The sequence below is a fragment of the Candidatus Limimorpha sp. genome (genome assembly GCF_056203535.1).
Genome location: NZ_JBADWU010000101.1, coordinates 1 through 25040, shown reverse-complemented (window position 1 = coordinate 25040; position 25040 = coordinate 1). Strand labels below are relative to the sequence as shown.

The following is a 25040-nucleotide window of genomic DNA, read 5'->3' as shown; positions in this document are numbered from 1 at the left end:
CAGCAGCGACGAGGTGTTCACCTCGCCCGAACTCGCCAACAAGATGCTTGACCTTTTGCCACAGGAACTTTTCAGCAATCCGCAAACCCGATTTTTAGACCCTTGCTGCAAAAGCGGCGTTTTCCTCCGCGAAATTGCCAAAAGGCTGCTGAAAGGTTTGGAAACGCAAATCCCTGATTTGCAGGAACGAATCGACCACATTATGAAAAACCAGTTGTTCGGCATTGCCCTCACGCGGCTTACATCCGACATGAGCCGTCGCACCTTATACTGTGCGAAAAACGCGGCAGGAAAATATTCCGTGACCAATTGCTTCGAAAACGAGCAAGGCAACGTGCGTTACATGCGATGCGAACACATTTGGGAAAACGGGAAATGCAAGCAATGCGGAGCCAACCGTGCGCAATACGACCGTATCGAAACCATTGAAAACTATGCTTATCCATTCATTCACAAAAACTTAAACGAAATTTTCAAGAATATGCAATTCGATGTCATTATTGGAAACCCACCGTATCAGATGAGCGATTCCGGAGCTTTTGCAAGAGCATCTCCAATTTACCATCATTTTGTACTTCAATCAATAAAACTGCAACCCCGCTATCTTGTAATGATTATTCCTTCAAGATGGTTTGCAGGAGGCAAAGGTCTTGATGTTTTTAGAAGAGATATGCTAAATGATGATAGGATAACAGAACTGCATGATTTTGAGAAAGGTTCAGATTGTTTCCCTGATACAAGAATTGCTGGTGGTGTTTGCTATTTCCGTTGGGAAAGGGATAAACATGATGATTGTGATGTCTATTGTCATAGTGGAAACAAAATTACTTCTCATTTAAAACGGCCATTACTTGAAAAAGATGCAGACACCTTCATAAGAATCAACGAAGCAATTCCTATCCTTCGAAAAGTACAAAAATTTCATGAAAAGTCGTTTTCAGTCATTGTCTCTGGATTAAAACCATTTGGATTACGAACAGATTTCTTTAACGATCCGTCAAAATACAATTTGCCTCCTATTTTTGAGAATCCAATTACTAAGGGAATAACAATAATTGGTACTTATAAATATAAAACCGAAAATAGATATGTGCCTGCGAATTACCCATTTCCAACTAATGCTGAAAAAATTGGCAAGTACAAGGTTTATGTATCAAATGTTTTAGATAATGGATTTGATTGGCACAGAGAAAGACTAAAGCCTTTCCTTGGCTTGCCAAATACAGTATGCACTGAAACTTTTTTATGTGCAGGTTACTATGAAACAAAAGAGGAAGCCGAAAACGTCATTTCATATATGAATACTAAGTTCTTCCATCTGTTAATGTTTTTGAAAAAAGTCAGTCACCATGTTGTATCAAAAGTTTATCAATTCGTTCCTCTCCAAGACTTTTCCCATCCGTGGACAGACGAGATGCTTTACGAGAAATACGGCTTGACAGAAGACGAAATCAACTTCATAGAATCGATGATAAAACCGATGGAATGATGGAAAATGGATTTTTAGTTACATGCAAGAGAGACGCATTGAAAAGGGCCATTTGGGAAGTGGGACCTAGTAAGAAAAATTGTCCTTTGTTTTTCCAAATCAAAAACCGCCGCTTGTTGCTGGTTTTCAATGGAAAAAGTGTGGAAGTCACATGCGAATTACAACAAGGAGGAAACGATTGTTTCCTTGGGGTGCCCTATCAAACGGCATTGAAGGTTAGCAGAACTATCATTGCAGAAATCATAACTATCGAATTTGACGGAACAGACTTAAAGATAGACAATACAATTATTAATTTCGATAAAGGAAAGAAAAGGAAACGTCAGATATGACGTAATGAAAATAAAAATTGTTCTTTGAAATACTGAAGAGTTATTTTCTTTGAGAATTAAGGATTTCCACCATTTCGGCGGGAGAGATTACCCTTGGCTCTTTCGGGAAATGTTTGAGATTTCCCGTGACGAGGAAGGAATCGTCGCGGCTGAGGGTTATTTCGTAGAAGATGCGGTCTTTTTCGTCGGGCATAGGCTGCCCGAATGTCAAACGCTCGGAAGAAATGCCTTTGCTTGTGACAAAAGCAATCAGATTGTCGATTTCTTCTTCGCTGATATTGAATCGTTTGCGGGAAAGCACTTCCCTGTATTCGCAAATAATGTCGTCGTCGTACAAAATGACAAATTCACTCAGAAATAGTCCGTCAACTATTCTTGCTGTTGGAGAGTTGGGATTATGTGTCAAAGCTGCTGCGACGAAGACATTGGTGTCTATTACAGCGTAAATCATAGTGCATTCCGTTTGTCGTGTTCTTCACGAGCAAGCCTGATTTCTTCGTTAATCTCGTCCAAGGTCAATTCAGGAGAAGTGTCTGCTTCGGCGCGTTGACGGATGGCGGCCCACGATGCGAGTGCTTTTTTTGTGACATCGTCGTTGTGCGGCTTCCCGATTTTGAATGGTATTTCGCCCGTGTTGATGACAGCCTTGATAAATACATTGATGGCTGCATTTACACTTAAACCAAACTCGTCGCAAAGTCTTGCAAATTCCTTTTTCGTCGCTTCGTCAAGACGGATTGTCATTGCTGTTTGTGCCATATTCCGATTGCAATTTGATGTTATTTAATGGCATTTTGCCGTTATTCCGATTGCAAAAGTAATTCTTTTTCTGGAAAAACGACTCTTCAAAACCCAAAAAAATTGAATTAAAAAAGAAAAAAATGAAAACCCAACAAGAGATTTTACCTGAATACAAGCGTTTTACGCCGCAGATTTACGCCTATAGCGACACTCAATATCCTGGTCTGCTCAAAATTGGCGACACTACGCGTGAAGATGTCAACGTGCGCATCGAGGAACAGCATCCCATCATAACGCCAAACAAAACCTACCGTTTGGAATGGTCGGACAAAGCATTCTACGATGATGGCAGCGGCGATTATTTCCGCGACCATGCCGTTCACGAAATGCTCCGCAAAAACGGCTTCGAAAACCCAGCCGGCGAATGGTTCCGCTGCACGTTGCAAGAGGTAAAAGCTGCATACATGGCTGTGAAACACCGCACTACTATGGAGCTAAGGCGCACACTCGATTTCAAGATGCGCGATGAACAGTCGGCTGCCGTGGAAATGACATACGAATATTTCATGAAAGAAGCCGGGAAAAGCGATAAGCCTTCACATTTCCTTTGGAACGCAAAAATGAGATTCGGTAAGACTTTCACGGCTTATCAGTTGGCCAAAAAGATGCAGGCAAAGCGCGTTTTGGTGCTCACTTTCAAGCCCGCCGTCGAAGGTTCGTGGCGTGACGATCTATTGCAACATGTTGATTTTGAAGGTTGGCAGTTCTTCAGTTCCCATGATGGCGGCTCGCCCGATGATTTGGATCTGGCAAAACCCATTGTCTGTTTTGGTTCGTTTCAGGATTATTTGGGCCGAAACAGCAATGGCGGCATCAAAAGCAAAAACGAGTGGGTTCACGCCATTCAGTGGGATTTAATTGTTTTGGACGAATATCACTTCGGAGCTTGGAACGATAACGCCAAAAACCTGTTGGACATCGGCGACAGCCAGTCGAAACAAGACATCAAGGAAATGAACGAATTGCTGCAAGAAGACGGATACGACACGGAAAGCGGAACGCTTTTCGATGAAGAACTGATGCCCATTACTGGGAACCATTACCTTTATCTAAGCGGCACCCCATTCCGCGCCATTGCCACAGGCGAGTTTTTGGAAGACCAGATTTTCAACTGGACTTACCAGGACGAGCAAAACGCAAAAGACACCTGGCAAGGTCCCGACAACCCATACGAAGAACTGCCGACAATGGTTCTCATGACTTACCAGATGCCCGACGATTTGGGCAACCTCATCGAGCAATACGACATGAATGAATTCGACCTGAACGAGTTTTTCCGTGCCGAAGGAAAAGGAAACACTGCACGCTTTGTCCACGAAAATGCCGTACAAAAATGGTTGGACATCATTCGCGGCAAAGCATCTATCTTCAACGACAGCAATTCGCCTCTAAATCAGAAGCCTCCCCTACGACGACAGCCGCCTTTTGGATTTGTGCAATCACACATTATGGTTCATGTATAGTGTCGCATCGTGCGATGCCATGGAAAATCTGCTGAAACGCCCGGCAAACAATTTCTATCAGAACTACAACATTGTAAACTGTAGCGGTATTCAGGCTGGTGTTGGTCTCGACGCTTTAACTCCTGTAAGGAAAGCAATGGGCGACAATCCCGTACTGACAAAGACCATCATCTTGACTTGCGGCAAACTAACAACAGGCGTGACCATCAAGCCATTATCAGGAATATTGATGCTCAGAAACTGCGCTTCGCCTGAAACTTATTTCCAATCAGCTTTCAGGGTGCAATCGCCTTGGACAATAAAAGATGCCCAGCAAAAAACACAAATCATACAGAAAAGCACATGTTATGTGTTTGACTTTGCGCCAAATAGAGCCTTGCGGCAAATCGTAAGTTATGCCAATAAACTCAGTACCGACACGCGCAAAAACGCCACGCAAAAAGTTGATGAGTTTATCAGTTTTTTGCCCATCCTGCAATTCGACGGCAGTAGCATGCAAATCGTCAATGCTACGGAAATACTTGATTTTGTTGACAATGGAACAAGTGCAACACTTTTGGCACGACGATGGAACAGTGCAACTTTAGTGAATGTTGACAACTTAACCTTAAACTGCGTATTGAACAATCAAGAAGCGTTCAATGCAATAATGAAAATCGAAGGTTTCAGGGCATTAGGCGGCGATATCATAGAGACCATCGTCAACAAAGCGGAGAAAATCAAGAATTTGAAAAAGAAAGGCGACAAGCTGACTGCCCATGAGAAAAAGCAACTGTCGGATGAAGAAAAGGAATACAAAAGTAAGCGAAAACTCATACAGGAAAAACTGATGAAATTCGCCACCCGAATCCCAATATTCATGTACCTGACCGATTATCGCGAAGAAGCCCTGACTGACATCATTCGCAAGTTAGAACCAGAACTGTTTCTGCGCGTTACTGCTCTAACAATTCCAGACTTTGAGCTTTTAGTCAATGTCGGAGTATTCAACAGCATACAGATGAACGATGCCATCTTGAAATTCAGGCGATACGAAGACAGTTCCTTGGAATACACTGGCATGAACCGACACGAAAACGACAGTTATATTGGCACATTCAGCAGCAGAATTAGAAAAGAAAAAGACCGAACCATAATTGCAAAATAAAGGCAAAAATGGCTTTCATTTCTATAGATTTCGAAATTCGATTCTATCAAAAAACAATCTTGTTCGGATTTACGCCCAAATCAGCAAGCCACCGCAAATGATTAAACCCGTGACAAACAGGTCGATAATGCAGAAGCCCATGATGTCTTTGGCATCGAGTTTAGCGATGGCTAAAGCAGGCAAAGCCCAGAATGGTTGAATCAGGTTGGTCCAGGCATCGCCCCATGAGATGGCCATACCCGTCAGACCTGGGTCGACGCCCAAAGTGGCGGCAGCGGTAAACATAATCGGAGCTTGGATTGCCCAGTGACCGCCACCCGAAGGAACAAACATGTTCAAAATGGCAGCGCAAAGGAAAGTAAACAATGGGTAAGTCTTTGGCGTTGAGATGGCTACGCATCCATTACTGATGACTTCGCCAAGGCAAATGCCCGATGCGCCAACACCAGTAATAATGCCCATGATACCAGCATAGAATGGGAATTGCAGAATGATGCCTGCGGCACCCGATACGGATTTTCCGAAAGCACGCACGTATGCCAATGGCGTTCCATGCAAAACAATACCCAAAAACAGGAACAGCATAATGACGGCTCCCAAATCGAAAGCACCATCCCTAAAGAACAGATGTATAATAAGATAGGCAAATCCAAGTAAAGCAATAATCCAACTCAAGACGCGGCTGTTCTCCATTTTTTCGGCAGGTGTAGTAGCCTTTTCAACCGTTTTCGTATCTTCTTCGTACAGCAAAGAAGGTTCAATGCACACGACATTGTCCCCTTTTGGATGCATTAAAGCGTTGACAATCACGATGGCAACGATCACCACGACCACCATGATTAAATTATGCGGGTCAAGAATGGTTTGGGTGATTGGCAAAGGATCGATGAGAGCGCCATTGGTAACCTTCTCCAAGTTGCTTTCCTTTGAGGCCAAAGTAAGCGGAATGGAGCCGGAAAGACCAGCGTGCCAAACCACGAAGCCGCTGTAAGCCGAAGCAATCAAAAGACGGTAGTCGACACCTTTCAATTTCTTGGCAATTTCTTTGGCAAAAATGACGCCAACGATAAGGCCGAAGCCCCAGTTCAACCAGCAAGCAATGGCAGAAATACCTGTAACCAAGGCAATTGCACCAGCAGGAGTTTTCGGTTTTGCTGCCAATGCGCTGATGCCGCGTTTAATGGCTGGCGCAGCCGCCAAAGCTGAACCGCTGACCAAAACCAAAGCCATTTGCATGGCAAAAGTCAGCAAGGACCAAACGCCATTGCCCCAGTGTTCGACGACCTCAACTGGTGTTTGATGACAGACCGGAATGGCAATGACAATTGCCACAAGGGTCAAGATGACCGCAAAAATGAAAGGCTCGGGCAGCCATTTCTGGACTAATTTCACACAAGCCCTAATAATACGCTGAAACATAATGTATTAAATTAAAAAAAAACGTTTATTCGATCACGAGTTTCTGAGTCTCCACGCAACCGCCCAACATCTTAACCGTATAAATGCCGGCTGGCAACTTGCTCACATCAATTGTGCGTTGACCTTCAACGGTGAAATACATCACTTCCTGACCTTGCATATTGACAATCAGCACACTGATAGCACCTTTTTCATAGTCCGTGTTGATGGTCAACTGGTTTTTGGCAGGATTTGGATACAATTTTGCCGTAAATGATGGTTCGGTTTCAATCGGATTCACACTCAAAATCATTTCTTCATCATTACTATAGGTAATCACTTTGCCGGCCACACGCAAAACAGGATTATCGGGTGCGCTGCAATCGGTGCAGGTCACACCATCGATGCAGTCTGGATGGTTCGGGTGGCAATAATCGAGATAAGTCGGATCAAACTGATAGAACAATTCCGCGCTGCTATTCGACACATAATCAGTCAAATCGAAATCCCAGACCAAACCGATGGAGCCTGGGCACCAGCCACTACGGTTATAAGTCCAAGTGCCATTTTGTGGCGAACACCCTGCCGGATTCGGATTGCAGGTTCTCCAAAGATGTTGGTCGTATTTGTTTTCGCCATTGATTAAAATATGATGTGTCGCCTCGTAAAATTCAGCCGCATTGCCCGTGTTGTACGTTCCGTTTTGACCACTGCTCCAGTTGTGTCCCGTGGTCGTGATTTTCAGTTTAGCGGCCTGAACCTTGTCGCCAAATGCGTAATCCACAACAGGAACCGGTTGCTGGTTGGCATAATCGCCGAAACTGAAAATGCCCGACCAAATTTCCTTGACATCGGCATAAAGATACTCAGGCGTGCCTTTCGTATAAGTGAATGTCAGATTCGGATTGTAACCCGAACCGCTCCAAGTCTCGAAATAAAGTTCAAATTCAACCAAACCTTGAAGCACTGATGTATAGTCAGTTATGTCCAAATCATCTTCGCACTGCTTGCCAAAAGGCGTGATGTAACGGAACAATTCCATCCATTCGCCACGGTAATTCCTGACCCTAACGCCGCCGACTCTGTCGTATGCATCGCAGTTGCCATTCACACAATTGTGATCGTAGTGTGCCATAATGTTGTTGAAGACTCCGACATGTGATGGCAGCGCATATTCGCCGCGAACAGTCTGAGCTGATGGCGTGCAAACCAAATCACCGTGCAAAGTCGGGATGTCCATCGTACTTTCAATCTGATTTGTCACTTCAAATGAATTGTTAAATAACGTAGTCTTACCACCTGATTGTGTTATGGTTACAGTCATATTGTAAGAGCCGAAAGCACTTGGTGTCCAAACATTATATAAGTAGCCGTTTTCAGGATTATCAGGATAATCGGTATGCAACGCAATTTCTTGACCGTCGATGCTGCAAGTCACATTGGTGAACTTCACGACTTCAGGATGCTCAATGTAAGCTGAAACGACAAGCATCACAGGATGAAGCGTTTCCATATAAACCTTTGTGCCTTCATACGGGCGGCGAATCGTCACTTCCGGTTCATATTGGTCGGGGTCAACGACTTCAAAAGTCTTGAAGACATCGGGAGCTGGCAACCACAAATCATCGCCCGGCTGGTATGCTTTCACCTTTACGATGCCTGTTTCACCTGTCAATGTAAGGACATTATCTTGCAAAGTTGCCGGACCTTCAATCAATTCAAAACTCACTGGAAGACCTGAAGTAGAACTTGCAGTGAGAGTGATTGGGTCGTTATAAACCAATTGGTTAGGAATATCCTCCATTTCTATCAGCTGGACATTACCTTCGGCCTGTTGACGCACAACAAGATTATCGAATCCGCCATGCGAACCCGAGCAATAGAAGAAAATGCCATCCCATTTCTGATAGTCATCAATGCCGCCCGAACCTGGATTCAAATGCATGTTTACATTCGTACACGATGCCTGCTGAATCCACTCACCTTGACATCCTGGTTTCACGAAAACGGTAACGGAACCTTGTCCGTTATATGCTGAAAAATCAAACGACATTTTGTAACGGTTGAAAGTGTTATTCTCGGTATAATCGAACGCAACATACGAACCGTCAGGAAGATACACTCTCGATTTGTCTGTACCATCAGCGACACGCGCATAAAGGAAAACACCGCCATCAACAGGATTATCAGCCCAAGGCAAAATGTTTCCATCGCCGTCAGCATCATAGCCAACGCCAAAGAACGTACCCCAATAACTTGGGTGCATATCGAGTTCAATGTCGATGATGCCGCCATTCTGGAAATTGAAATCGAAATCGGGCGTGGCTTTTCGCGTTGCCATGTGACCAATGCCCGAACCGCTGTGGACATACCAAATGCCAATGGATTCGTCAGGCGTCATCAAGGCATCCGAAACATAATCGACATCAAAGTCGGGCGAACCTGCCGTGTACATGTGCGAGGTCTGCCAGCCGTGCTGACCGTTCATATTGCTCGTCCCCATTTCAAAATCATTGAAATCGCAGACATATTCAACTTGCGCCGACATTGTAAAAACAAATGTCAAAAGGCTTAAAAGTAATGCTAATTTCTTCATATTATGTTATTTATTAGTTTTCTTTTTCATTCTCACGAAACAAGTTTCAAAGGCATTCATTGTTTCTTCGGCTTCGAAACCAAGCGTTGCATAATAGTCTTTCACTTTCGGATGCGTGGCATCCACGATAAGCGTAAAACAAGAATGTCCTTTTGCAATTCCCTGTTGTTCAATATCTTTCAGGAGCATCTTCCCTATTTCCTTGCCGCGTTCCGACGGAATTACAGCCAAAGAATCAATGTAAAATTCACCTGGTTGTGTTTCCATGTCCGAACCATTCAAATCTATGCCATTTCTTTCCTTGATGATTCGGAAAGTCTTTTCGCGCATGGCGGCATAATCCTTACCATCGTAAGCCACCAAACCGCCAACAGGTTTTCCATCATGTTCCGCAATGCGCGTGTTTCGATAGCAGTAAAGCGTGTCTTCCATAGCGCAAATGGATTTGGTGCTTTGCAGTATGGCTTCGATTTCAGGCGTTTGCGCTCCAAAATCAAAACGCCCAATGGCCGACAGAACCACTTTTGCTATAAAAGCGGCATCATCAATGGTTGCATCACGAAATATAAACTCTTTATAATCAACCATTTCAACAATCACTTTTTCTTCTCAATGGATTTCCTGAACCATTTCACGGCTTCGGGATAACTTTGTTCCACGCCAAGGCCTTTCATATAGCAGGAACCCAAATTGTACGACCTGATTTCGCCGTGTTGTTTGGCAGCCTTTTTCAACCATTTGGCGGCATGTTCAAAGTCGTTGCTCTCTTCGTAGCAAACGCCCAAATTGTATTGCGCATCGGCATCGCCATCAGTGGCAGCCTGCTTATACCGCGCTATGGATTCGTTTAATTCGTTGATTGTCATAATAGTATAGATTTAGTTCAATCCTTCAAGTTTTCCGTTTTTCAATTCCATATCCAAAATGGAATACACATATCCAGGACTTTGATAATACAAACCCGTATTTGGATTGGACATTTTTTCGTATGTTTCAGATAAATACAACACATTCATGGCTGTTTCCATTTCCATGTTTTCTTCTTCCATGAGCATGACAATCAATTCTTTTGTCATGTCGAGTTTCATCATTTCAAATGCTTTCTGTGATACATTCATAACCTAATAAGATTTTGTATTGCTTTCTCAGTGCAAAACGCATATTGAAACGTGATGCCTTTTAAAAATTTCAGTCTTTCCAAAAACAAATCGAAATCAATATAACCACCTTTCAAAAGCACAACTTGCTCTCCTACACTATCATTGGCAATTGGGCCGTAAACAATATCGAAATCATGTTCAAAAACAGGATTGGATTTTTTGCGGTTTGCAAAGATAAAATCCGCCCATTCCTTTGAATATGAATTGAATGTCTTAATTTTCATTTCTTTGGAAATCATTAGTTTTTCATCAAAAATAAATCTTGTCACAATCGGCTCACCACCAAACACTTCGACCTTATGTGCCGCCATTTCCAATGTCTGAGATTCATCGGCTGATAAATAAAAAGCTTTTCCAAAATCCTTATAAGGTCTTGATTTTGCAAGGTCGATTTTGTCGATATTTACATTTGAACCATGGTATAGAATCATGCCAATCGTCCTCCATTTTTTTTACAATATTCCGTAACCTCATCCATCATGTCATCAAAATCGAGTGTGTGCATGGCACCGTAACATTTGTCTAACAGATGTATTCCTTTGTAAAAATTCAAATAGCGAAAAGCCTGCGACTCGGTAAGTCCATGCCTCTTTCCGAACATCATCACAAATAGTGTGATATAACTGATTTTGTTTTTCGTTGTTTCGGACATGATTAGTTATCTTTATTATTTTCAATTACTTCCCAATGACCAAATTTTCTTCCCCCGACACGTTTCAGCAACCCGACACGTTGCAACTTGACAAGAATGAATTTCACGCCATCTTCAGTTACACTTCCGATTTCATCAGCAATTTCCTTTCTTGTAGCTAATGCATGTGTTTTCAAATATTCAAGGATTTTCTTTTGGACATCAGTCAACTTCTTTTGGGTAGTGTTTTCTGCCTTTTGGGTAGTGTTTTCCGCCTTTTGGGTAGTGCGCCAAATACAGGCGGTGAATTGATTTCCGTCTTTATTGTCAACAAAATCAACATGACAATTTTCTGCCATAACCCTTGGAATTCCTGACCCCAAACCTCGATATGGCATAGTTTTCACGCCAAAACCAGCAAGCGTCTTATTGCGAATAAAAGAATTCCCAAACTTAACATCGTCAATCGTCTGATTGCTAGGCAAACAGCCAGGATTGATGATTTCAATCCTATCATCGAAGACAAGAATGCGAATGGCTGCGGGTTTCAGCAAGTCCAAATGGACAAGCGCATTTTGAAGCAATTCCTCCAATACCACTTCCGGCACTTCCAATTCACCAATCGAATTGAAAGACTGTCCTTCTTGAGAACGTTTAAGGCACGATTTCAGCCACATCATGGCCTGATCGAACATTTCAGGAATCGTTCCTTCAATGTCGCGGCTGTCGTGATAACTAGTTCCAGCAATCGAACTACCAAAAAACCACACTGCTTTTATAGCAAATGAAGGACACCATTGTTGCGGATTACGCCCAAAAAACATCATGCCTGCCGTAGTTAATTGTCCGTTTTCGTCAGTAACGTGAATGTTTTTCAAAACACGGTCGGCTGGCACATCAAAAGCATTGATGTCTTTATGGTAAACCGAATCAAAAAAGCGGTCAAGGGCAAGTGTATCAATATCGCGAATACTGCTTCCTTGAATTGGTTGAAGGTCAGGCTGGTAAATCCCCAATGTCTGAAAAAGCGACAGGATTTCCGAATTTTCAGTGATGCGTCTTTTATCGGCACCTTGTTTTACCCAAATCGTTCCGTCAATGGTTTTATAGGGCTTGTTTTTACCTTCTTTTACAGTACAAACGATGATATGTTTTTCTTCAATACGCACGACTTCCGTTTCAATGAAAATGGTCGGCTTCACCATATCGTTGGCTGTAGTTCCCAATTCTCGCGAAGTTTCCTGCAAAGCACTATAGCCAAGACCCATAATCTCTCCAGTCTTATCATCCACGCCAATCAAAATGCTACCGCCACGGGAATTAGCCATAGCAACCATTTCCTCTGCCATTTTCCTTGCCGTTGTAAACTCACGCTTAAACTGAACGGTGGTCGTTTCTCCGCAAAGACATATTTCCTTCAATTCTTCAGCATTCATAATGATAGATTATATATCAGTCAATATTCTCCACTGTGGAGAATTTTCAGTTTTCAACATATTATTAAACCTAAGCACTTCCATACTTATCTGTAGTTTTCTAGCGAGAACAATGAATTAAAGTCTATGCTTTTTTAATAAAACATCTGGAGCTAATTCTTGGACTCGAATAAAAAGTTTGATTTTTTCTTCTTCTGTCATAGATATTTTATCATCGTTTTTGCACCACCACTTGTAAAACTCTACTGGTTTATCTTTATAAGGAACGATTGCCTGAACGAGACCTGTATATCCTTTAAATTCGATTTTCATTTTCAAACCTCTTGAATCTCGGAAGTATTCCTTATTCTGTTTTATTTTAGAAATCAAAACTTCGAAAACCTTACTTGAAACCTTCAAATTGTTTTTTACACGAACCTCATTCAAAAGGATTGGATTAATAGACAGCCATTTACTAATAGTACAAGTTCTCAACCCATCTGGCGTGTCAATAGTCAGCAAGCTATCTTCATTGTAAAATACTTCTGGATTAGCGAAAAAGATATTCGGATTTTCATCATCATGGATTTCTTCAAATTCATTTTCTGGTAAAGGAGGGATATTTTTTATAAAATCAGCAATACAGACTTTGTTTGATTCGCTGTTCCCAATATAGTTCTTCATTAAATCATCATTATCTGACCCAAGGAAAAAATCTTCAATAAAATCCCATCGCTCTGAATTTGAGAATTGTCTACAAAAGAAATAATCAAATATTTCTTTGCTAATATCGAATTTATCCAATGTCTTTTTAAGAAGATTATTCTTGTATGTATTTCTAAAAGCATCTTTTTCAATACGATCAGGATCATTGATACGAATAAAGACAACTGGATTTTCTCCTCCACTTATTTCATAACTACCTAGTTCCAATAATTCAATAAAATAACCTAGTCTGATAAATTCTATAGAAGAATTGTTTTTGACTGCAATAAACTTACTTTTTATTTGTCCAGAAGTGTCGTCAAATAGGTTTGACAAATGCTTTAACAAATAAATAAAAGTCTCCAGATACCTCGTGTTGATAATTGAATAATTCTCTCTTCCCCATGTATTTCTCATTTGTAAAAAGGTATTGTAACCGTCATTTCCAACATTCTTTGAATACGTTGACAACACAAATTTAGCAAGTTTTTCTGACTTACGCTTATTCTTGATAATATTATATAATTTGTCGAAAAATTCATCTTGAGTAAAATACCCCCCACTTAATTCACAAAATAGTTCTTTCAATGATTCAAAAAAATCAGCCAAGGTTTTATATGTTTCTTGAAAAGTCTTCGACAAAGAATATGTTATTTTTAGTTGAGGTGAAATAGAAACTCCTATTGATTCAAAAAGCTTTCCATTATAAAAATCCCGTTTAATAACAGGGAAACTCTTTTGATAAAAATTAGCCTCCCACAATTTTGCCAAATCTAAATCAATAATCACATTCCCATTTCCTTGATTATGGTATTTAGTATGCATATTGGGATAATAACTATTTAGCTTCGAGAAGTCTTCTTCGGAAAGCCTAGCATAAACCACAGAAAATAATTTTTTCGGTCTAGCAATTAGCACATTGAATTGATGTTTGGCCAAATAATCCTTTTCCAACATCATAAAACCAGTCAAGACTTTTTGGTCGATTTCATTAGTCCCGAAAATATATGAGAAATCATCTACCGATACAAGCATATTTCTTTTTCGACCATTCTTCACATAAAGAGAATGAAGCTTCTTCAACATTTCATGAAGCTGCCATTGACGAATCGCTGACATTCCATGTAAAGTTTTGCTATATTTTTGATCTTGTGGAGAATAATCCAAGACAGCATATCCCTGAATTTCCTTTTTTCGAGCAACTCTACCAATCTCTTGAATATAATCAGGAAGCATTCCCGAAGGAGCATGATGGTACACAACTTGTATATCAGATATATCCACACCCATACCAAATGCCTTGGTGCATATCATAATTTTTTTCTCACCTGATTTGAACTGTCTATACGAGTACTCTTTCATATCAAAATCCATACTTCCAAAATAGGCAGCCACTGATGCACGAAGATCCGATGGTAAAATATTTGATAATTGAATAATATGTTTTGTATATGGAAAGTAAACAATTGTTTTTACATTGCTATCACTTGCTACTTTAATAAAATCAATTGTTTGCTGCATTTTCCTTTTTTCATACCCTTGTTTGAATGATTCGTAGTTACTTATTACAAATTGTATGTCATTTCTCTTTACCTGACCAATAAAAATATGAGGATTCTGCATATATAAACTATCAATGCTATCAAACACCATATCATTTCCACCTCCATAGACAGCTGTTGCAGTTACTGCGACCATTGGAAATTTATTATCCCTAAATTTCCGCATTTTTCTAATATAATTCCCTAAAAACCAATAATCAACACGAAAATCCCTACCCCAAGTTGTAATCAAATGTGCTTCATCAATAACTAATAAACCTAGTATTCTATTACCAATAAAGAACGATAAATCATAAGAAAGTAAAAGTTCTGGTGACAAATAAAGAATATCAATCCCTCCATTTTGAATTTCACCAATAATTTTGTCTCGATCCAAAATGCTTAATTCACTATTAATATATGCGACTTTTTCAAAATGTCTTTCATTCTTGATTGCTTTTACTTGATCTTTCATTAAAGCTATCAACGGAGATACAATAATGGTTACATCTCCTTTGCCAGAAATATAAAATGCAGGCAATTGAAAAAGCAATGATTTACCAGCTCCCGTAGGAGCTGTTAAAAATAAATCTCTTGAATCAGATTTTCTCTTTGATTTTTTGTATTCGTCAATAATGATATCAACTAACTGCCCTTGAGATATTTCTACAATTTCTTTATCAACATCAGGATTTTTATAAACACTTAGATTTCTAAATGTAGCATTTTTTCCCCAATATTTATGAAGTAAATCTGCCGTTTCTTTTATAACCGTATAATTTTCAGAGATAGGTTCTTCATTAAACAAACAAATACCGCCCCCAAATTGATTCAACAAATAGTTCAGTTTTTCTAATTGTTTGTTGTCATTCTTTAAGGGGTGCTTTGAAAAGGATTTTACTGTTACTTTAGAATCAAGTCGATTATTCGAGAAGCATTCATTGATAAAAACATCAAGAGCATATTTGTCTGAGTTAACATCAATGATGCCATCAGTACAATCATCTGTTGTTTTTGTACATATTAGTTTTTCAGTAAAAATATCTTCAATTATATAGTCTTCTGATGGTGCAATTATTGAGAAATAATATTTGTCATCTAATTGAATTTGCTCTGCTTCAAACAATGGAAGTTTATCAGGACGCTTCCCATCATCACTTTTTTCAATATAAGCTTCATTATCTAATAAAAATAGTCGTCGTAAATTATCATTAATAAAAACAATTTTATCTTTGAAATACGAATCATTTAAATTGTTGACTATATACTTATATTGGGGATATGAAATGATATGGTAATCTTTTTGATCATCAGACAACTCCAAAAAAATACTTCGGAACCATTTTTTATCAAATACTGATTCATCGCATAGTAGATTGAAAGTGTCGAAATCATCTATCTGCGATTTAAATCTTTCAGTATCAATAATATCGTTAAGTCCGACTATTACAAATATAACATTGCTTTTCTCTGTCAAACAACGATAAATTATTGATTCAACTTTCTGAGAAACATAATCTTTAAAACTGTTTTTTCCCATATCAGATATTACCTAATATACTCTATTTATTTATTCGCCTTCAGAAACTTATTTAATTCCCCCGAATTTGAGGGTTTTAGATTATTCCCGCCCCCAGAGACGCGATAAATCGCGTCTCTACGGAACGGAACATAAATTCAATTATTTTTCGACTTCTTTCTTCAGTCTTTCTGTCAACATTGGGACAATCTTGTGCAGGTCGCCAACGATGCCGAGGTCGGCAACGCTGAAGATAGGTGCAAACTTATCCTTGTTGATAGCGATGATGAAGTCAGATTCTTCCATACCTGCAAGGTGCTGGATGGCGCCGCTGATACCGCAAGCCATGTAGAGGTTTGGACGGACAGTCTTACCTGTCTGACCCACCTGACGCTCGTGAGGCATCACGCCGTTATCGACCATGGCACGGCTTGAAGAAACTTGACCGCCGAGAACATTGGCCAAATCCTGCAATTTGTCGAAACCCTCCTTGTTGTGAACGCCACGGCCACCGGAAACCAAAATCTTGGCTTCTGAAATATCAACCGTTGCCTTTTCTTCCTTAATGGTTTCAAGGACTCTCACTTTGAACTTGGAAGTATCGAACTTAGGTTCAAAAACAGTGACAACACCCTGACGGCCAGCTTCGCGGACGCGCTTCTGCATCACGCCTGGACGCACGGTTGACATCTGCGGACGGGTATTCGGGCAAAGAATGGTAGCCATCAGGTTACCACCAAAAGCAGGACGTGTTGAACGGAACTGCTTTTCGCCAGTTTCTTCAACTGTAGCGATTTCCAGTTTCGTGCAATCGGCTGTCAGACCAGTCTTCAGACGTGAAGCCAAACGTGGAGCCAAGTCACGGCCAATAGTGGTAGCGCCATAAAGGACGATGCCAGGCTTGCGTTCGGTAATCATCTGATAGACAACCTGTGAATACTGTTCTGTAAGATAATCGAAAAGCTCTACATTATCAGCAACAAGCACTTCGTCAGCACCCATTTCGATAAGGTTCTTAGCTTCACTCTTGATATTGTAACCGACCAACATGGCGACGACCTTTTCACCGAGTGCATCGGCCAAGTCGCGAGCCTTACCTAAAAGTTCGTAAGCTACGGGTTGAATAACACCACCACGCTGTTCTGCGAACACATAAACGTTTTTATAATCTTTGATATCCATGGCTAAACTTTTAGATTAAATGCTTTTCTTTCAACTTGTTAACAATAAGTTCAACGGCTTCTTCTTCGCTCACTTCGTGGACTTCACCAGGAGCCTTCATAGCCTTCGGGAAGGATTGGAACACCTTTGTAGGCGAACCTTTCAAGCCGAGTCTTTCTTCATCGACATCGAGTTTGTCGGCACCCCACACTTCGACTTCCTTGTTATAGGCTTCAACGATGCCGCTGACAGTCATATAACGAGGCTCGAATGCTGATGCGAGGACGGTGAGGACGCATTTGCCTTCAACTTCAAGGACTTGAATGCTGTCTTCGTTCTCTTTCTTCACGATGAGGTTATCGCCTTTGCGTTCAGCGTCCATGACGTATGAAACCTGTGGAAGACCGAGGTGTTCAGCCATTTCAGGACCGACTTGTGCGGTATCACCATCGATAGCCTGACGGCCGGCAATGATGAGGTCGTAGTCCATAGTCTTGATGGCACCTGCCAAAGCGTATGAGGTGGCAAGGGTATCAGCACCGGCGAATTTTCTATCGCTCAGCAAGATAGCTCTGTCAACGCCCATAGCGAAAGCTTCGCGCAAAATCACGTCGGCTTGCGGAGGACCCATTGAAATAACGGTAACGTTAGCGCCGTATTTGTCTTTGAAACGGAGAGCCAGTTCGAGGCCGCCCTTGTCGTCAGGGTTCATGATGCTCGGAACGCCTTCACGGATAAGGGTGTTCTTTACTGGATCGATTTTGATTTCGGTAGTATCCGGAACCTGTTTGATACAAACTATAATATTCATACTCTTCCCTCCTATTATTTAAACAATTGACCAGCGATAACCATTCTCTGGACTTCTGAAGTGCCTTCGTAGATTTCCGTAATCTTGGCGTCGCGCATCATGCGTTCAACCGGATATTCACGGGTGTAGCCGTAACCGCCGTGGAACTGGACAGCCTTTGTGGTGACTTCCATTGCAGTTTCAGCAGCAAACAGCTTAGCCATGGCAGCATCAGCTGAATAAGGCAGTTTCATATCCTTCTTCCAAGCAGCACTGCGGACCAACAGACGGGCAGCCTCGACCTTAGTCTTGAGGTCAGCCATCTGGAACTGTGTGTTCTGGAATTGAGAAATTGACTTACCGAATTGCTTACGTTCCTTGGTGTACTTAACTGTTTCGTCCATAGCACCTTGAGCGATACCCAAAGCCTGTGAAGCGATACCAATACGGCCACCATCCAAAGTCTTCATGGCAATGCCAAAGCCCTTGCCAAGCTGACCGAGAAGGTTTTCCTTCGGAACTTCGCAGTTTTCGAAAATCAATTCGCAAGTGGCTGAACCACGGATACCCATCTTCAGTTCCTTCTTACCGATTGAGAAGCCTGGCATACCTTTTTCAACGATGAAAGCGGAAATGCCCTTGTTGCCCTTCGATTTGTCAGTCATTGCCATCACGATGAACACATTTGCGTATGAAGCATTGGTGATGAAAATCTTCGAACCGTTGAGAATCCATTTGTCGCCAGCGTCAACAGCCGTTGTCTGCTGCATGGCGGCATCAGTACCGGCATTAGGCTCGGTCAGACCGAAAGCGCCAATCCATTCGCCAGAAGCGAGTTTCGGCAAATATTTCTGTTTCTGTTCTTCGGTGCCGTTTTCCAGAATTGGAGCCATACACAATGAAGTATGGGCTGAAACGATGACACCTGTTGTTGCGCAAACGCGCGACAGTTCTTCAACTGCCATGATGTACATTTGTACTGTACCGCCTGCACCGCCGTATTCTTTCGGAATCGGAATGCCCATGATGCCCAACTTGCCCATCTTTTCGACGGTTTCCATTGGGAAGCGTTCCTGTTCGTCAACTTCAGCGGCCAAAGGCTTAACTTCATTCTCAGCAAATGAGCGGATCATCTGCAAGAAGAGTTGTTCTGTCTTTGAATAACTAAAATCCATTTTTCTGTTTTTGAGCTTCTGGCTTTTGGCTTCTGGCAGATGGCAACTTTAAATTAAGGTAGAAATCTATCTACTTGGATTAAGCAGCCAACAGCCAGAGGCCTATAGCCAAAGGCAAATTAATACTTATAAAATCCTTCACCAGTTTTACGTCCGAGCAAACCAGCGCGGACCATCTTTCTCAACAATGGATGAGGACGATACTTAGGATCGCCAAATTCGTTGTAGAGGACTTCCATGATAGCGAGGTTGACATCGTTACCGATAAGGTCGGCCAATGCGAGCGGGCCCATTGGATGGTTGGCACCCAGCATCATGCACTTGTCGATGTCTTCAGCGCTTGCGATACCGTCAGCGAGGATGCCGACAGCTTCGTTAATCATAGGAATCAAAATGCGGTTGACCACGAAACCAGGAGCTTCATTGACTTCGACAGGAGTCTTGCCGATTGAAGTTGAAAGGTCGATGATGGTCCTGCACACTTCAGCTGAAGTGAGTTGTCCCTTGATGACTTCAACCAGAGCCATGCGGTCGGCTGGGTTGAAGAAGTGCATGCCGATGAACTGAGATGGACGGCTTGTGCAAGCTGCAATCTCAGTGATTGACAGTGATGAAGAGTTGGTAGCGAAGATGGTTTCAGGCTTGCAGATCTTGTCGAGTTCTGTGAACACATCCTTCTTCAGCTGCATTTCTTCAACAGCAGCCTCAATGACGAGGTCGGCATCAGCGAATGTAGCGTAATCAGTTGTCGTGCTGATGTTTGCCATGATGGCATCCATAGCATCCTGAGCAATCTTGCCCTTTTCGACGAGCTTTGCATAGCCCTTCGAAATGGAAGCCATAGCCTTATCGAGGCTGGCTTGTGTACGGCTCTTCATGACGACAGGCATCTTGGCTGCGAAAGCCTTCACGATACCTTTTGCCATGGTTCCAGTACCAATAACACAAATTTTCATGACTTTAAGATTTAATGATTTAAAATTTAAATATTTAAGATTTATACAATTTTTAAGTTTATTGACTTTACACAATCATTTTCGGTTCACGATTTGCTGTTCCAATTGTTTCAGTTCCTCATCGTCCATTTGGTCGGCAAGTTGTGCATCGGCGTGTTTGCGGCGTTGATCAAACTCCTCATAAACAGCCTCCACACGAGTTTCCATTTCCTTGTTGGTAACACTTCCAGTATTGCGAAGCACATCCTTGTTTTGGAACTGCAACAGATGGTCAACATTCTGTCGCCAGTAGTTGATTGTCAAGTCATAGCGTTCCTTTACACGGATTTCAGCCGATTCAAGGAAAAGCGTCGTAAGGCAGTTAAGCATATCTATCTCATCAGCGCAAAGATAGTTTTTGGCGATGTAGATGTCTTGCTTGCGCACCACCGAGCCTTTCCAAGAAGTAAGAGCCATGTTAGGTAGTGAAGCATCGGCGCGGCTGACAACGATTTCAGCAGCCGTTTGGTGAGTGACAGCGTAAAGCAGTTTGTTCTGCGTTTCGGCAAAAAACATCTGAGTGGCTTTGTCGGTGGAATCGTAGTCGCTGCTAAGGGCAAACAAATCGCGCAGTTTCTGGTAGAATCGTTTCTCCGAAGCACGAATGTCACGAACGCGTTCAAGCAACTCGTCGAAGTAGTCGGGGCGGCCATCAGGGTTCTTGAGTCGATCGTCGTCAAGCACGAAGCCTTTCACGATGAACTCCTTCAAGTGCTGGTTGGCCCAAATGCGGAATTGTGTACCGCGTTTCCCTTTTACTCGGAAACCAACCGCCAAAACCATGTCCAAGGCGTAAAAAGTGACATCATATTGTTTGCCATCGGCGGCAGTTATAAAGAAATTCTTTACAACTGAATCTAACGATAACTCGTTTTCTTCCAGAATGTTGGCTATATGTTGACCCACATTCTGTTTTGAGGTGGCAAAAAGTTCTGCCATCTGCTTCTGGTTCATCCAGACATTGCCGTCGCGAGCCATCATCGTCACACTCACCTTGCCATCAAGGGTGTTATAGATGATGAGGTTCTGCTGGTTGGGTACAATATCACTCATAATGCCTTGTTCTTGCTAAAAATCCGCTTCCAAAACTTCAGAAATCAACTAACAGTTTGGGTGAACCAAGCTGTTAGCTGATAACTGATTGTTATTTACTTTCCTTTAAACACGACTTTTCTCTTTTCGAGGAATGCCGCCATGCCGTCCTTTTGGTCTTGTGTAGCGAAGCACTTTCCGAAATTACGGCTTTCGAGTTCCATAGCGTCTTCGGTCACGAGGTCATAGCTTTCATTGATGCACTGCTTGGCATACTTGATAGCCAATGGTGCGTTTTCAGTCATCTTCTGAGCCATTTCGATTGCCTTTGGCATCAATTCCTCAGGTTCGTAAACGGCATTGACCAAACCGATGCGCAATGCTTCGTCGGCACGGATGGCTTTGCCCGTGAAAATCATTTCCTTAGCATAGCCTTGACCGACCAATTTGGCGAGACGGTAGGTGCCGGAGAAACCAGGCGTAATGCCCAATCCCACTTCCGGCTGACCGAACTTCGCCTTGTTGGAAGCGATGCGGATGTCGCAAGCCATGGCCAATTCGCAGCCACCGCCCAAAGCGAATCCGTTGACAGCTGCAATGACAGGAATGTCGAGTGTCTCAATGCGGCGGAAGACCTTGGCACCCAAAGCACCAAACTTGTAGCCTTCTTCTTCATTGAGGTTGGCCATTTCAGCGATGTCGGCGCCTGCCACGAAAGCCTTTTCGCCGTCACCAGTGATGATGAGCACCCTTGTCGTATCGTCAAGGTTTTCAACGAAATCACCGATTTCACGCAAAATCGTGGAATTGAGAGCATTCAAAGATTTGGGAGCAGACACCTTCATGATGCTGATTCCGTCAATTCTCTCAATCTTCAAAAATTCGTATTCCATGACCCAGTGATTAAATGTCCATTGGTTTCAGGTTAGGAGAAATGATGAGCTTGGCATCAGTAGCAGCCTGAACCTGTTCGACGGTGAATTCCGGATGAATCTCTGTCAAGACAATGCCTTCCGGAGTGATTTGCATGACACCCATTTCAGTGATAATCATATCGACCTGACCAGCAGCTGTCAGAGGCAAATTACATTCTTTCAGGATTTTAGGAGCACCTTTCTGGGTGTGTTCCATGGTGAGGATAACACGGCGGGCACCGACCACGAGATCCATAGCGCCACCCATGCCAGGAGCCATCTTGCCAGGAATAATCCAGTTGGCCAGATTACCCTTTTCGTCCACTTGCAGAGCACCGAGGAACGACACGTTGACGTGACCGCCACGGATGATGCCGAATGAAGTAGCTGAGTCGAATGAACTTGCACCAGGATTCAAGGTGATGAAACCGCCACCAGCGTTAATCAGGTTCTTATCTTCCTGACCTTCAGCAGGTGTAGGGCCCATGCCCATTGCGCCGTTTTCGGTCTGGAGGACCACTTCAACGCCTTCTGGAAGATAATTAGGAATCATTGTAGGAATGCCAATACCCAGATTGACAACATCGCCGTCATGCAGTTCCTTAGCTGCTCTCTTGGCGATAACCTCTCTCATTTCGTTTTTATCCATAATATGAAATGTTTAATTGTTTATTGTTGATTTGTTTAATTGTTAGATAATTTCGTTTTTCCAAAGTTTATCAAAGAAAGTCATCACCGGATAAACCTCCACATCGTTTACAAGACGCGGCTGTTCCTCAAGTGAAACGATAATCAGACGGGCATCAGGAAAATCTTCCTTAAATGCTTTCAAGCCTTTCGTATGCCTCGACACGACTTCCTTGCACGACTTGATTTCGATGGCCACCTTCCCTTCTCCAAGAATCATATCCACTTCGTAACCGCGTGTTGTGCGCCAATACGAAATCTCGTTAAGATTCTCTGTATAAGAAAGATAAGCCATGACTTCCTGAAACACAAGATGTTCAAAAGCCTTGCCGAAATCATCGCTGCCCGGAAGCATATAAGTCCGTTTTTGCAGGTAATTTGCAATACCGACATCGAAAAGATAGAACTTCTTCGATTGAATTGCCGTCCGTTTTTTCGTCTTGGTGAAAGGCGGAATCATATAGCCGATATAAGTTTCTTCCAGAATGGAAAAATACTCTTTGATTGTCGGCGCACTGACACCGCAATCAGAGGCTATATTATTGTAATTCAGGATTTCACCACTGCAAATAGCCGCAATTTCCAAGAACCTGTTAAAGACCGAAAGATTCCGCACCAAAGCCTCAGCCGAAATCTCCTCTCTCAGATAATCCCCAACGTACGATTTCAACCTGCGTGTTGGGTCTTTCACTTCGTAATGTCGCGGCAAGAGACCGTAATTACAAGCCTTAATCACATCAAAATCAGGAATTTCTTTGCTTACGAAAGGATATAGTCTCATCCCGATAGCACGGCCTCCAAGCATATTGGCACCACCTCGTTTCAGTTTTCTTGCACTTGAACCGCTCAAAATGAAACGTCTTCCCTCGTTCACCATGAGCCAATGGACTTCATCAAGCAGATTTGGCACTTTCTGCACCTCGTCAATAATGATGATTTTGTCCACAGGCACAAGGCCGACATCGGTTCTAATCAGTTCCGGAGCCCGACGATAACGCTCGTATACTTCAGATTTCAGTAAATCAATATACACGGCATCGGGGAAACGGCTTTGCAAAAGCGTACTTTTACCCGTTTGTCGTGCTCCAAAAAGGAAAATGCTATCTTCCTCAATGACATTGAAATCTAAAACCCTATTATACATTACTTTACTATTTAATAAACTTGTCATTTCATAAAGTACAACTTTATATTTTGCGTCGTTTTATAAAGTTCAACTTTCGATTTTGCGTCATTTTATAAAGTTCAACTTTGCAAAAATACGAATTTTATAAAGTTACACTTCAAAAAAATCATTTATTTCACGCCTCTTTTCACCATTTCCTGAACGATGAAAGAAGCCACATCGTCGGCGTAGGTGTTCATGCCGAAACCAGCATCGAAACCGAGTTCCTTGGCCAGTTCGTGCGTGACGCGGGCACCACCGCAGCAGCAAATCATCTTGTCGCGCAGACCTTCGGCTTCCATCAGTTCGATGAAATTGGTCATGTTCTTGATGTGAACATCCTTCTGGGTCACAGTCTGTGAAATGATCAATGCGTCAGCGTGAAGTTCAATGCCCTTGGCAATGAATTCTTCGTTAGGAACTTGTGAACCAAGGTTGTAGGCCTCAATCATTTCGTAGCGTTCCAGTCCGTAGTGACCGGCATAACCTTTCATGTTCATAATGGCATCGATACCCACAGTGTGAGCATCGGTTCCGGTTGATGCGCCCACAACGACAATCTTACGACCGATGTTTTCCTTGATGAACTTATCGGTTTCGTACATATCCATCGTGTTCGATTCAACTTTCGGAACATAAATGGTTGAGTAATCGACTGTGTGTGTGCAGCTTCCGTAGCAGTTGAAGAAAGTGAAGCCAGGAGTCAGTTCCTTGTAGTAAACCACGCTCGGATTTTCCAATCCCATTTTCTTCAGCATTTGTTTGGCAGCTTCGACAGCTTCAGCGCCACATGGAACAGGCAGCGTGAAACTCAGTTGCACCTTACCATCGTTCATGGTGTCGCCGTAAGGCTTGATTTTCGTTAAGTCTAAGGTTTTGTCGAAATCCTTAGCTTCCATTGAATATAATCCTTCGCTCATATTA

The 25040-nt window shown here is 42.4% G+C and carries 24 protein-coding genes; 4 read left to right on the top strand and 20 right to left on the bottom strand.

The annotated features are described in order from the left end of the window. Nucleotides 1-43: 43 nt before the first annotated feature. Nucleotides 44-1489 (top strand): Eco57I restriction-modification methylase domain-containing protein, encoded by a 1446-nt coding sequence (locus AC06MN_RS11710; RefSeq protein WP_475672565.1) that lies wholly within the window; start codon nt 44-46, stop codon nt 1487-1489. Further along, the gene (locus AC06MN_RS11705; RefSeq protein ID WP_475672564.1) at nt 1486-1821 is read left to right on the top strand and encodes a hypothetical protein; all 336 of its coding nucleotides are present in this window, start codon (nt 1486-1488) and stop codon (nt 1819-1821) included. Before AC06MN_RS11710 ends, AC06MN_RS11705 begins: the two co-directional genes overlap by 4 nt. A gap of 40 nt (nt 1822-1861) precedes the next feature. Here AC06MN_RS11705 and AC06MN_RS11700 read toward each other — a convergent pair whose 3' ends face one another. Both AC06MN_RS11700 and AC06MN_RS11695 read right to left on the bottom strand, forming a co-directional pair. Further along, on the bottom strand, nt 1862-2272 hold the full coding sequence (locus AC06MN_RS11700) for a putative toxin-antitoxin system toxin component, PIN family (RefSeq protein ID WP_475672563.1): 411 nt from the start codon (nt 2270-2272) through the stop codon (nt 1862-1864). Beyond that, complete coding sequence (locus AC06MN_RS11695) at nt 2269-2580, bottom strand: type II toxin-antitoxin system RelB/DinJ family antitoxin (protein WP_475672562.1); 312 nt, start codon at nt 2578-2580, stop codon at nt 2269-2271. Before AC06MN_RS11695 ends, AC06MN_RS11700 begins: the two co-directional genes overlap by 4 nt. 122 nt (nt 2581-2702) lie before the next feature. Between AC06MN_RS11695 and AC06MN_RS11690 the strand changes: the two genes are divergently transcribed. Both AC06MN_RS11690 and AC06MN_RS11685 read left to right on the top strand, forming a co-directional pair. Continuing rightward, entirely contained in the window at nt 2703-4085 is a 1383-nt protein-coding gene (locus AC06MN_RS11690) for a GIY-YIG nuclease family protein (protein ID WP_475672561.1), read from the top strand. Next, nucleotides 4078-5232, top strand: coding sequence for a hypothetical protein (locus AC06MN_RS11685; RefSeq protein ID WP_475672560.1), 1155 nt, complete (start codon nt 4078-4080; stop codon nt 5230-5232). The genes AC06MN_RS11690 and AC06MN_RS11685 overlap by 8 nt, the downstream gene beginning before the upstream one ends. A gap of 69 nt (nt 5233-5301) precedes the next feature. On the opposite strand, the gene AC06MN_RS11680 is transcribed toward AC06MN_RS11685, so the two are convergent. The 18 genes from AC06MN_RS11680 to kamE form a co-directional block, all read right to left on the bottom strand. After that, the gene (locus AC06MN_RS11680; RefSeq protein ID WP_475672559.1) at nt 5302-6651 is read right to left on the bottom strand and encodes a short-chain fatty acid transporter; all 1350 of its coding nucleotides are present in this window, start codon (nt 6649-6651) and stop codon (nt 5302-5304) included. 25 nt (nt 6652-6676) lie between these two features. Further along, nucleotides 6677-9226, bottom strand: a complete 2550-nt coding sequence (locus tag AC06MN_RS11675; protein WP_475672558.1) for a T9SS type A sorting domain-containing protein — start codon at nt 9224-9226, stop codon at nt 6677-6679. 6 nt (nt 9227-9232) lie between these two features. Then, nucleotides 9233-9814: a GNAT family N-acetyltransferase gene (locus tag AC06MN_RS11670; protein WP_475672557.1), complete on the bottom strand. Its 582-nt coding sequence runs from the start codon at nt 9812-9814 to the stop codon at nt 9233-9235. A gap of 8 nt (nt 9815-9822) precedes the next feature. Then, entirely contained in the window at nt 9823-10092 is a 270-nt protein-coding gene (locus tag AC06MN_RS11665; RefSeq protein ID WP_475672556.1) for a tetratricopeptide repeat protein, read from the bottom strand. 12 nt (nt 10093-10104) lie between these two features. Further along, a complete protein-coding gene (locus tag AC06MN_RS11660) occupies nt 10105-10344 on the bottom strand; it encodes a hypothetical protein (RefSeq protein WP_475672555.1) in 240 nt (79 codons plus the stop codon). Beyond that, nucleotides 10341-10817, bottom strand: a complete 477-nt coding sequence (locus tag AC06MN_RS11655; protein ID WP_475672554.1) for a DUF3990 domain-containing protein — start codon at nt 10815-10817, stop codon at nt 10341-10343. Before AC06MN_RS11655 ends, AC06MN_RS11660 begins: the two co-directional genes overlap by 4 nt. Beyond that, nucleotides 10814-11038, bottom strand: a complete 225-nt coding sequence (locus AC06MN_RS11650; protein ID WP_475672553.1) for a DUF3791 domain-containing protein — start codon at nt 11036-11038, stop codon at nt 10814-10816. The genes AC06MN_RS11655 and AC06MN_RS11650 overlap by 4 nt, the downstream gene beginning before the upstream one ends. A gap of 2 nt (nt 11039-11040) precedes the next feature. After that, entirely contained in the window at nt 11041-12453 is a 1413-nt protein-coding gene (locus AC06MN_RS11645) for an RNA-binding domain-containing protein (RefSeq protein WP_475672552.1), read from the bottom strand. A gap of 117 nt (nt 12454-12570) precedes the next feature. After that, on the bottom strand, nt 12571-16218 hold the full coding sequence (locus AC06MN_RS11640; RefSeq protein WP_475672551.1) for a helicase-related protein: 3648 nt from the start codon (nt 16216-16218) through the stop codon (nt 12571-12573). A gap of 141 nt (nt 16219-16359) precedes the next feature. After that, the gene (locus tag AC06MN_RS11635; RefSeq protein ID WP_475672550.1) at nt 16360-17379 is read right to left on the bottom strand and encodes an electron transfer flavoprotein subunit alpha/FixB family protein; all 1020 of its coding nucleotides are present in this window, start codon (nt 17377-17379) and stop codon (nt 16360-16362) included. A 10-nt stretch (nt 17380-17389) separates the two neighbouring features. After that, nucleotides 17390-18169 carry an electron transfer flavoprotein subunit beta/FixA family protein gene (locus AC06MN_RS11630; protein WP_475672549.1) on the bottom strand — a complete coding sequence of 260 codons (780 nt, stop codon included), beginning with the start codon at nt 18167-18169 and terminating at the stop codon, nt 17390-17392. A 14-nt stretch (nt 18170-18183) separates the two neighbouring features. Continuing rightward, complete coding sequence (locus AC06MN_RS11625) at nt 18184-19323, bottom strand: acyl-CoA dehydrogenase (RefSeq protein WP_475672548.1); 1140 nt, start codon at nt 19321-19323, stop codon at nt 18184-18186. A 119-nt stretch (nt 19324-19442) separates the two neighbouring features. Then, entirely contained in the window at nt 19443-20279 is an 837-nt protein-coding gene (locus tag AC06MN_RS11620) for a 3-hydroxybutyryl-CoA dehydrogenase (RefSeq protein ID WP_475672547.1), read from the bottom strand. 75 nt (nt 20280-20354) lie between these two features. Next, nucleotides 20355-21371, bottom strand: a complete 1017-nt coding sequence (locus tag AC06MN_RS11615; protein ID WP_475672546.1) for a virulence RhuM family protein — start codon at nt 21369-21371, stop codon at nt 20355-20357. Between the two features lie 95 nt (nt 21372-21466). Next, nucleotides 21467-22243, bottom strand: a complete 777-nt coding sequence (locus AC06MN_RS11610; RefSeq protein ID WP_475672545.1) for an enoyl-CoA hydratase-related protein — start codon at nt 22241-22243, stop codon at nt 21467-21469. Between the two features lie 10 nt (nt 22244-22253). Beyond that, the gene (locus AC06MN_RS11605) at nt 22254-22913 is read right to left on the bottom strand and encodes a 3-oxoacid CoA-transferase subunit B (RefSeq protein ID WP_475672544.1); all 660 of its coding nucleotides are present in this window, start codon (nt 22911-22913) and stop codon (nt 22254-22256) included. A 42-nt stretch (nt 22914-22955) separates the two neighbouring features. After that, nucleotides 22956-24095, bottom strand: coding sequence for an ATP-binding protein (locus tag AC06MN_RS11600; protein ID WP_475672543.1), 1140 nt, complete (start codon nt 24093-24095; stop codon nt 22956-22958). 152 nt (nt 24096-24247) lie between these two features. Further along, on the bottom strand, nt 24248-25036 hold the full coding sequence (kamE, locus tag AC06MN_RS11595) for a lysine 5,6-aminomutase subunit beta (protein WP_475672604.1): 789 nt from the start codon (nt 25034-25036) through the stop codon (nt 24248-24250). Nucleotides 25037-25040: the final 4 nt, after the last annotated feature.